The 8,574-nt window shown below is 62.7% G+C and carries 8 protein-coding genes; 2 read left to right on the forward strand and 6 right to left on the reverse strand.

What is annotated here, in order from left to right; all coding sequences use genetic code 11:
* Positions 1-9: 9 nt before the first annotated feature.
* Entirely contained in the window at positions 10-963 is a 954-nt protein-coding gene (gene ctlX / locus NP534_RS23690; protein ID WP_443201097.1) for a citrulline utilization hydrolase CtlX, read from the reverse strand.
* A gap of 23 nt (positions 964-986) precedes the next feature.
* Positions 987-2,039 (reverse strand): ornithine cyclodeaminase, encoded by a 1,053-nt coding sequence (locus tag NP534_RS23695; RefSeq protein WP_274100307.1) that lies wholly within the window; start codon positions 2,037-2,039, stop codon positions 987-989.
* 191 nt (positions 2,040-2,230) lie between these two features.
* On the opposite strand from NP534_RS23695, the gene NP534_RS23700 reads away from it, so the two are divergent.
* Together NP534_RS23700 and NP534_RS23705 are read left to right on the forward strand one after the other, a co-directional pair.
* The gene (locus NP534_RS23700) at positions 2,231-2,653 is read left to right on the forward strand and encodes an Lrp/AsnC family transcriptional regulator (protein ID WP_274100308.1); all 423 of its coding nucleotides are present in this window, start codon (positions 2,231-2,233) and stop codon (positions 2,651-2,653) included.
* A 384-nt stretch (positions 2,654-3,037) separates the two neighbouring features.
* Complete coding sequence (locus NP534_RS23705) at positions 3,038-4,456, forward strand: amino acid permease (protein ID WP_274100309.1); 1,419 nt, start codon at positions 3,038-3,040, stop codon at positions 4,454-4,456.
* Positions 4,457-4,481: 25 nt separating this feature from the next.
* Here the strand turns inward: NP534_RS23705 and NP534_RS23710 are convergent, their stop codons facing one another.
* From NP534_RS23710 to NP534_RS23725, 4 genes are all read right to left on the reverse strand, one after another.
* Positions 4,482-5,087 carry an START domain-containing protein gene (locus NP534_RS23710; RefSeq protein WP_274100310.1) on the reverse strand — a complete coding sequence of 202 codons (606 nt, stop codon included), beginning with the start codon at positions 5,085-5,087 and terminating at the stop codon, positions 4,482-4,484.
* A gap of 88 nt (positions 5,088-5,175) precedes the next feature.
* A complete protein-coding gene (locus NP534_RS23715) occupies positions 5,176-6,012 on the reverse strand; it encodes a bifunctional allantoicase/(S)-ureidoglycine aminohydrolase (RefSeq protein WP_047583757.1) in 837 nt (278 codons plus the stop codon).
* A 106-nt stretch (positions 6,013-6,118) separates the two neighbouring features.
* Positions 6,119-7,510, reverse strand: a complete 1,392-nt coding sequence (locus NP534_RS23720) for an LLM class flavin-dependent oxidoreductase (protein WP_274100311.1) — start codon at positions 7,508-7,510, stop codon at positions 6,119-6,121.
* 16 nt (positions 7,511-7,526) lie between these two features.
* Positions 7,527-8,507 (reverse strand): aliphatic sulfonate ABC transporter substrate-binding protein, encoded by a 981-nt coding sequence (locus tag NP534_RS23725; RefSeq protein ID WP_033697494.1) that lies wholly within the window; start codon positions 8,505-8,507, stop codon positions 7,527-7,529.
* Between the last annotated feature and the right edge of the window lie 67 nt (positions 8,508-8,574).

The following is an 8,574-nucleotide window of genomic DNA, read 5'->3' on the forward strand; positions in this document are numbered from 1 at the left end:
TCTTCCGATCTACCGCCCCCCACGCGCGCCCCTCGGTGACAGGTGAATCCCGGCGATCATGCAGCGCACCGAGCCGCCGGCCATTTCAATGGTCGGTACATCCAGCGGCACCAGCCGCGCCGAACGCTCGATGCGTTGACGCTGTTCACCGGTAAGGCTGTCGAACGCTTTGCGCGAGAGCGCCAAAATCCGACCATCCCTGCCCGACAGCTCGATGGCGTTACCTGCAAACTGGCTGATCTGCTGGTTGCTCAGGTCGATGACATCCCGGCCCGACTCGATCAGCCGCATGCGCACCTCTTGTGCGCGGGCGCGGTTGGTGAACGTGCCAAACCCGACCAGTGCAAACTCGGTGGCCACGCACATCAGCACGTTGGTGTGATAGATCGGCGTGCCTTGCTCGTCTGCCGTGTCGAACACCATGGGCTCGAAGTTGAAGTGGGTGCTGAAACGCTCGAGGGCGATCGGGTCGGCGCGGTTGGAGCGTGCGGTATAGGCAACCCTGGACAGATGGTCGAACACCATCGCCCCGGTACCCTCCAGAAAAAGCTCGTCCTGCTCCAGGCCGGAATAGTCGATCACATCCTGCACGCGGTACTCATGCTTGAGCATTTCGATGACGTCTGCGCGCCGCTCGCGCCTACGGTTGCGCGAGTACATCGAATAGATCGCGACATGGCCGCCCGGGTGGGTAGAGAACCAGTTGTTGGGGAACACCGAGTCCGGCGTGTTCTGCTCGCCGAAGTCATCGAACAGGTGCACCCGTACACCTTCTGCTTCGAGTATGCCTGCTGCCTGGGTAACCTCGTCGCGCGCCACATCGGCCAAGGCCTGGGCGGCGATGTCGGGGTGGGTGCTCTGGAACGAATTGTCTGCTGCTGTTTCCGGGTTGGGGGTGAAGGCGTGCGGCCTGACCATGACCACGGCCGCAGGTGCTTGAATGGAACGCGTTGGAAATGCCATCTGGAATACCGAGAGTAGGAGAGTTATGCAACGCGTCGGATACGGCTTTTTGCAGCGCGGCCGCGGGTGTGGCTGAACAGGTCTTTAGGGTCTTCGTCCACCCAAGGTACCAGGTCTATCTTCGAACCCATGCCGCGCTTCTCGGCTTGCTGTAGTACGTACCGTAGTACGGTGTAATCTTCCAGCGCGAAGCCCACCGAGTCGAACACCGTCACCTGGCTGTCGCTTTGCCGGCCTTCGGTTTCACCGCGTAGTACACGCCACAGGTCCACGACCGGGAAGTCGGCGGGCAGCTGCTGGATGTCACCTTCGATACGGGTCTGCGGTTCGTACTCGACGAACACGCGCGCGTTGCGCAGTACGTCGGCATGCAGTTCGGTCTTGCCTGGGCAGTCGCCGCCTACCGCATTCAAGTGCATACCAGGTTCGAGCATGTCGGGGGTGATGATGGTTGCGTAGGCCTTGTCGGCGGTCACGGTGGTGATGATGTCGGCACCTTTGACCGCTTCTGCCACCGAGCCGGCTTTGCGAATGGTCAGGCCCGTGTATTCCTTGAGGTTGGCAATCAGTTTGGCGGTGGCCAGCGGGTCGGTGTCGTAGGCGACGATTTCTTCGATCCCCAGGTGCTTGTGGAAGGCCAGCGCCTGGAATTCGCTTTGCGCGCCATTGCCGATCAGCGCCATTTTTTTCGAGTTCGGCCGGGCCAGTGCCTGTGCGGCCATCAGCGAGGTTGCGGCGGTGCGCAGGGCAGTGGCGATGGTCAGTTCCGACAGCAACACCGGGTACCCCGTCGCCACATCGGCCAGCACGCCAAATGCCATGACCGTATGCAGGTCTTTGGCAGTGTTGGCCGGGTGCCCGTTGACGTATTTGAAGGCATATCGATGTGTGTCCGCGACTGGCATCAATTCGATAACGCCGACGTCCGAATGGCTGGCAACGCGTGCGGACTTATCAAAGTCCTGCCAGCGTTTAAAGTCTTCGCGCAGGGCCGCGGCCAATTCACCCATGAACGGCGCTACGCCAATGTCATGCACCAAGTCGGACATGGTTGGAACATCAATGAAATACGTCATGCTCTTGCACCTTATGTGTGCGTTCTCACCTCAGTTGCTGCAGGGTGAACGCTTACGATTGTTGAGGGGTTGCCAGCACGACAATTTTGATGAAAGGTTGCGTCAAATTGAAGAGAGCAGGTTGCCAGTTTCGTCAACTTTCTAGACAATCTGCCACCCCAGAATAACAATCTGATTACTTGGCAGGCACCATGGACACTGTAGATCGGGAACTGATCGCGCTACTGCGTGATAATGCGCGCACGCCCATCCTGACCCTGGCGAAGAAGCTCAAGGTCGCCCGGGCAACGGTGCAGAACCGCATCACCAAGCTTGAAGACCAAGGGGTGATCATCGGTTACACGATACGCCTGAGGTCTGATGCCCTGGACCAGGGCGTGCGGGCGATTACCAGCATCGGCATCAGTGGCCATCACGCGGCGGAGGTCAAACACGCGCTGCGCGGGCATCCCAATGTCGTGGCCATTCACACCACCAATGGCCGCTGGGACCTGATGGCCGAGCTGCGGGCCGACACCCTCGAAGCCTTCGACCGGGCGCTGAACACCATTCGCTCGATACCGCACATCGAAAACACCGAGACCAGCATTTTGCTCTCCACCTACAAGATGTGATCAGGTCGATAACCCGATTGGGCAGGGGCGTAGAGCAAACTGTCACCCGGGCTTTTCACTGTGCAACATATCCCATTTCGTGTGCGCACTCTGTAGCGTTCCGATTGACCTTGTCGGCTGGCAAAATGAAACAGCTTCAGCGCCATGTGTTTCATGTTTAACACTGTCTTGCCAGGCATCTCCCCGAACAATGGGCGTGCACTTGTGGTGGGCTTTCACTCTCTATCAGGCCTGATGAAAAGTTCATCGGGGCGTGCTTATCCATCTGCATTAATACCCCTACCTCCCGACGCTTGTTATCACAAGGCGTTTGCACTTTCGTGCCAACTAACGGCCGCAGTGACGAGGGCGAGGGTTTTACAGAAAAAGAATAAGAGGTCAACTATGCATCCAACGTGCAACTCCCAAGACGCGACTCCGGAGGCTGGCCGCACACTGAAGCGACGGCTGGAAAACAGGCATATTCAGCTCATTTCGATCAGTGGCGCGATCGGTACCGGGCTGTTCATGGGGTCGGGCAAGATCATCGCGCTATCAGGCACCTCGATCATTCTGGTGTACGCCATCATCGGCTTTTTCGTGTTCTGCATCATGCGTGCGATGGGTGAGATGCTGCTCGCCAACCTGCACATGGAGTCGTTCGCAGACCTGGTGCACAACTACCTGGGGCCGCGTGCCGGTTACATCCTCAGTTGGTCATACTGGCTCAGCTGGGTGGTGGCGGCGGTGGGCGATGTGGTGGTGGTGGCAGGTTTCGTCCAGTACTGGTACCCCGGCGTGCCCACCTGGCTACCGGCCTTTACCACGATGTTCCTGCTGCTGGGCCTGAACATGCTTGCCGTGAAGGCTTTCGGCGAAGTCGAGTTCTGGTTCGGGCTGATCAAGATCGTCGCGATCGTGTTGCTGGTGGTGACGGGGCTGGTGATGGTCGCCACGTCGTACACCTCCCCAGGCGGCGTCACGGCCTCCTTCAGCCACCTGGTGGCGCCCGGTGTGGTCATGCCCCACGGTATTCTCGGCTTCCTTGCCGGGTTCCAGATCGCGATCTTCTCGTTTGTCGGCACCGAACTGATCGGTACGGCGGCAGCCGAGGCCAAGGACCCCGAAAGGACCCTGCCCAAGGCGATCAACACCATTCCGGTGCGTATCCTGCTGTTCTACATCTGTTCGCTGGTGTGCATCATCAGTGTGGTCTCGTGGGCCAACGTGCCTGCCAATCGCAGCCCATTCGTCGAGCTGTTCCTGCTCGGCGGCCTGCCGGCTGCTGCCGGGATCATCAACTTTGTCGTGTTGACCTCTGCGGCCTCGTCCGCCAACAGCGGTGTGTACTCGGGGTCGCGGATGCTCTATGGCCTGGCGCATCAACAGCAGGCACCGACGGCGTTCGGGCGCCTGTCCGGGTCGGGTACGCCGGTCAGGGCGTTGATGTTCTCGGGGGTGTGCATGGCGATTGCGCTGACGCTGCTGTTCGTGATCCCCGAGGTCATGACCGTGTTCACCCTGGTGTCGACCATTTCTGCGGTGATGATCATCGTCACCTGGTCGTTGATCCTGATGTCCTACTTCGCCTACCGCCGTCAGAACCCTAAGGCACATGAACAGTCCCGATTCAAGCTGCCGGGTGGCAAGGCGACGGCGGCCATGGCGCAGCTGTTTCTGATCTTCGTGTTGTGCCTGCTGGCCCTGGAGCCTGATACGCGTATGGCGCTGTATGTCATGCCGCTGTGGTACATCGGCTTGCTGCTGGCCTACCGGCGCCGGGTCAAGGTGTGTGCCCGGCAGATGGCTGCCACGGTGTCCTGAAGCCCAAGGCAGAGGCGAGCGGGCGTCAGTGTTGGCGCTCGGCCACCGCCCGCAGGGTGCGCAGGGTCACCACCGGCGCATCCACCACGAAGCGGTTGGCCAGCCAGCCGGGCACATCCCCGGCGGGGTCTGCCTTGAGCTGGTAGGTGACCTCGGTTTGCCGTTCACCCAGCGGTTTCATCACCCATTCGCCCGTGAGGCGCTGCACGCGGATCAGCCCGGCTACCTCGGGGACCTTGCCGGGGTCGGCGCGCAGGTGGCGCAACAGGGTGCCATCGTCGCGCAGTTCGGTGGTGACCTTGAGCACGATATCCCGCGGCATCGTCGGCCACGGCAGGTCGGTGGTCAGGTACACCCAGGTACTGTCGCCGTCGACCTCCAGCAGGCGCATTTCGGCACAGGCGTACAGCCATTTGCACGCCACCCGCAGGTTTTCCTGCAGGTCGGTGAGCGTGCGTACGCTGGCCTTCATGGTGCTGACACCGCGAAATTGCTGGTAAGGGGAGCCGGCAGCGGCACTGAGGTAGACGCGGATGCCTTCTCTGTCGTAGGCCAGGTTCCAGTCGTCGGCTGCCTGAGCAGCGCCGGACAGCGCCAGCAACAGGGCTCCAAGCAGGCGATAGCGGTTCATGATGAGCACCGCGCAGGGCAGGGGTGTTCAGTATGAGCGGCAAACAGAAAGCCCGCCAGGTGGCGGGCTTCGGACCGTCAGCCTGGGCTCAACGCTGTGGGTTGAGGGTCAGGTGCACGTGGCGGTTGACGTCCTTGTACAGCAGGTAGCTGAAGTTGCCTGGGCCACCGGCGTAGCAGGCTTGCGGGCAGAAGGCGCGCAGCCACATGAAGTCGCCGGCTTCGACTTCGACCCAGTCCTGGTTCAGGCGGTACACCGCCTTGCCTTCCAGCACATACAGGCCGTGTTCCATGACGTGGGTTTCAGCGAACGGAATGACGCCGCCTGGCTGGAAGGTCACGATGTTGACGTGCATGTCGTGGCGCATGTCGGCCATGTCGACGAAGCGGGTGGTGATCCAGCGGCCTTCGGTGCCCGGCATTTCAATGACAGTGGCATTGTCGCGGTGGGTGACGAAGGACTCTGGCAAGTCCAGGCCTTCAACCTTCTGGTAGTGCTTGCGCAGCCAGTGGAAGGTGACGTTGGCCTTGCTGTGGTTGCGCAGGCTCCACTCGGCGCCTGGGGCGATGAAGGCGTAGCCGCCCTGGGTCAGGGTGTGGTGCTTGCCTTCCAGGGTGATGTCGAGCTCACCCTCGACCACGAACACCACGGCTTCGGCGTTGGGGTCCAGTTCCGGGCGCTCGCTACCGCCTTCCGGGGCAACTTCGACGATGTACTGCGAGAAGGTCTCGGCAAAGCCGGTCAGTGGGCGGGCGATGACCCACATGCGCATCTTGTCCCAGAACGGCAGGTGGCTGGTGACGATGTCACGCATCACGCCCTTGGGGATGACGGCATAGGCTTCGGTGAACATGGCACGGTCAGTCAGCAGCTCGGTTTGAGCCGGGTGCCCACCGTGGGGGGCGAAGTAGGAATGATTCGACATGGACGATCTCGACTTGTTGTTCTCTCCCCGTGCCGTGAACCGCACCGGCCGGTGCGGCGCAGGGGATGTGCCGACAGAATAGGGTCGAGCGCGTGCCATCTACAAATTAAATGTTGGAATACCCGGTATTTGCCGGCTGAATGCTAACCTGGCGCCCTGCATGTTGCTCCGGCAGGCGGCTACCCCGGCCGAACAGCTTGTGGCGCAAGGTGCCGTCCTGGTAGTGCAGGGGGTAGCGGCCGCGACGTTGCAGCTCGGGTACCAGCAGCTCGACCACGTTGGCCAGGTCATCAGGTTGCACGGCGTAGGTGAGGTTGAACCCGTCGATGCCGGTCTCGTCCAGCCAGCTTTCCAACTGATCGGCAATATCACGGGCAGTGCCCACCAGCACCGGGCCGCGGCCCCCCAGGCCAACGAACTCGGCGGCCTCGCGCACGGTCCAGCGGCGGTTGGGGTCGGCCGCGGTGAAGGCGGCCAGGGCCGCGCGGCCGGCATCGTTCTCGACATATTCGATGGGGGCATCCGGGTCGAGGCCGGCGAAGTCGATGCCGGTCCAGCCCGACAGCAGGGCCAGGGCGGCGTCCAGGTCAACGTAGCCACGGTACTCGGCGAAGCGCGCTTCGGCTTCTTCACGGGTGGGGGCGACGATCAGCAGGGCCTGGGCGTAGATCAGCACCTCGTCGCGGCCACGCCCGGCAACCTCGCTGGCCTGGCGGATGCCGTCGGCATAGCGGCGCAGCACCGTGGTCGTAGGCCCGCTGATGAACACGCACTCGGCATGTTGCGCGGCGAACTGCTGGCCGCGTGCCGAGGCCCCCGCCTGGAACAGCACTGGCGTGCGCTGCGGCGAGGGCTGGCACAGGTGCATGCCAGGCACCTGGAAGTGCTCGCCGGCATGGCCGATGGGGTGTACCCGGGCAGGGTCGATGTAGCGGCCGCTGTCACGCTCAAGCACCACCGCGTCGTCGTCCCAGCTTTTTTCCCACAGTTTGTACAGCACCTGCAGGTACTCCTCGGCCAGGTCGTAACGCTGGTCGTGGCCAAGCTGGCGAGCCAGGCCCAGGTTGCGCGCGGCGCTGTCCAGGTAGCCGGTGACGATGTTCCAGCCGACTCGGCCATTGCTCAGGTGGTCGAGCGTGGACATGCGCCGGGCAAAGGGGTAGGGGTGCTCGTAGGTCAGTGAGAAAGTCACGCCAAAGCCCAGGTGCTCGGTGACCCCGGCCATGGCCGGAACCAGCAGCAGCGGGTCGTTGACCGGCACCTGTACGCCGCCGCGCAAGGCCGCTTCGGGGCCTCCCTGATAGACGTCGTAGATGCCCAGCACATCGGCGATGAACAGCGCATCGAACAGGCCGCGCTCCAGCAGGCGGGCCAGGTCGGTCCAGTAGTCCAGGCGGTTGAAGGCCACGCTGGTGTTACGCGGGTGGCGCCACAGGCCAGGGGACTGGTGGCTGGCAGCGTTCATGCTGAAGGCGTTGAAGCGGATCGGGCGGGGCATGGCGGTCAGTCTCCAGTCACGGCAGCACGGAAGCCGGGTAGACCGCATCGGCTACCTGCAACTTGCGCGGAATCAGGCCAAGGCCCTGGAAGGTGTCGGCCAGCTTCTGCTGTTCGGCGACGATCTGCGGGGTAATGGCGACGGCGTTGTAGTTACGGCGTTCGCTGGCCACTTGCAGCACATCGGCCTTGATCCCCAACTGCGGCGCCAGCAGCGCGGCGACTTGCGCAGGCTCGGCGTTGGCCCATTGGCTGACCTTGCCCAGTTCGGCGAAGAAGGCCTTGAGCAGCGGGCGGTGCTGGTCGGCGAACGCAGCAGTGGAAAGGTAGAACGTGCGGTTGTTGGTCAGGCCGCTGCCGTCGCGCAGGTTCTTGAGCCCTGGCTGGCTTTCTGCCGCCGCGAGGAACGGGTCCCACAGGGTCACGGCCTGGACGCTGCCCGATTGCAGGGCCGCCACTGCGTCGGCGGCATTATTGACGTAGGCGGGGGTGATGTCCTGGTAGCTCAGGCCGGCTTGTTCCAGCGCGACGGCCAGCAGGTACTGGGCGTTCCAGCCGCGGCCGGTGGCTACCCGCTTGCCTTTGAGGTCCTGCACGCTGGTGAGGTGGTCCTGCTCGCGTACCACCAGGCCGATACCGCGTGGGTAGGGTTGTTCGGCGGCCAGGTAGACCACCGGTTTACCGGCAGCCTGGGCAAATACTGAAGGGGCGTCGGCGGCGTGGCCGAGGTCGATGGCGCCGGTGCTCAGGGCTTCGAGCAATTGCGGGCCTGCGGCGAACTCGTGCCAGCTGACGGTCACGCCCTGCGGGGCGAGGGCCTTTTCCAGGGCGCCGCTGCCTTTGAGAATATTGATGCTGTTGAACTTCTGGTAACCGATACGCAGGGTCTTGGCGTCTTCGGCCAGGGCATTGGACCAGGGCAACAGGGCGCTGGCGACACTGGCCAGCAGGCCGCCGATTAGCAGGCGACGCAGGGGCGAGAAGGCACGGACGGGCATGAGGCGTATTCCTTGAATGGGGTGGCAATCGATGCGCCCAGACTAAGGAGGTGGCGTTTGGCTTTCA

Origin of the sequence: Pseudomonas sp. 39004, from assembly GCF_028682155.1 — a bacterium.
Lineage (GTDB): Bacteria > Pseudomonadota > Gammaproteobacteria > Pseudomonadales > Pseudomonadaceae > Aquipseudomonas > Aquipseudomonas capeferrum.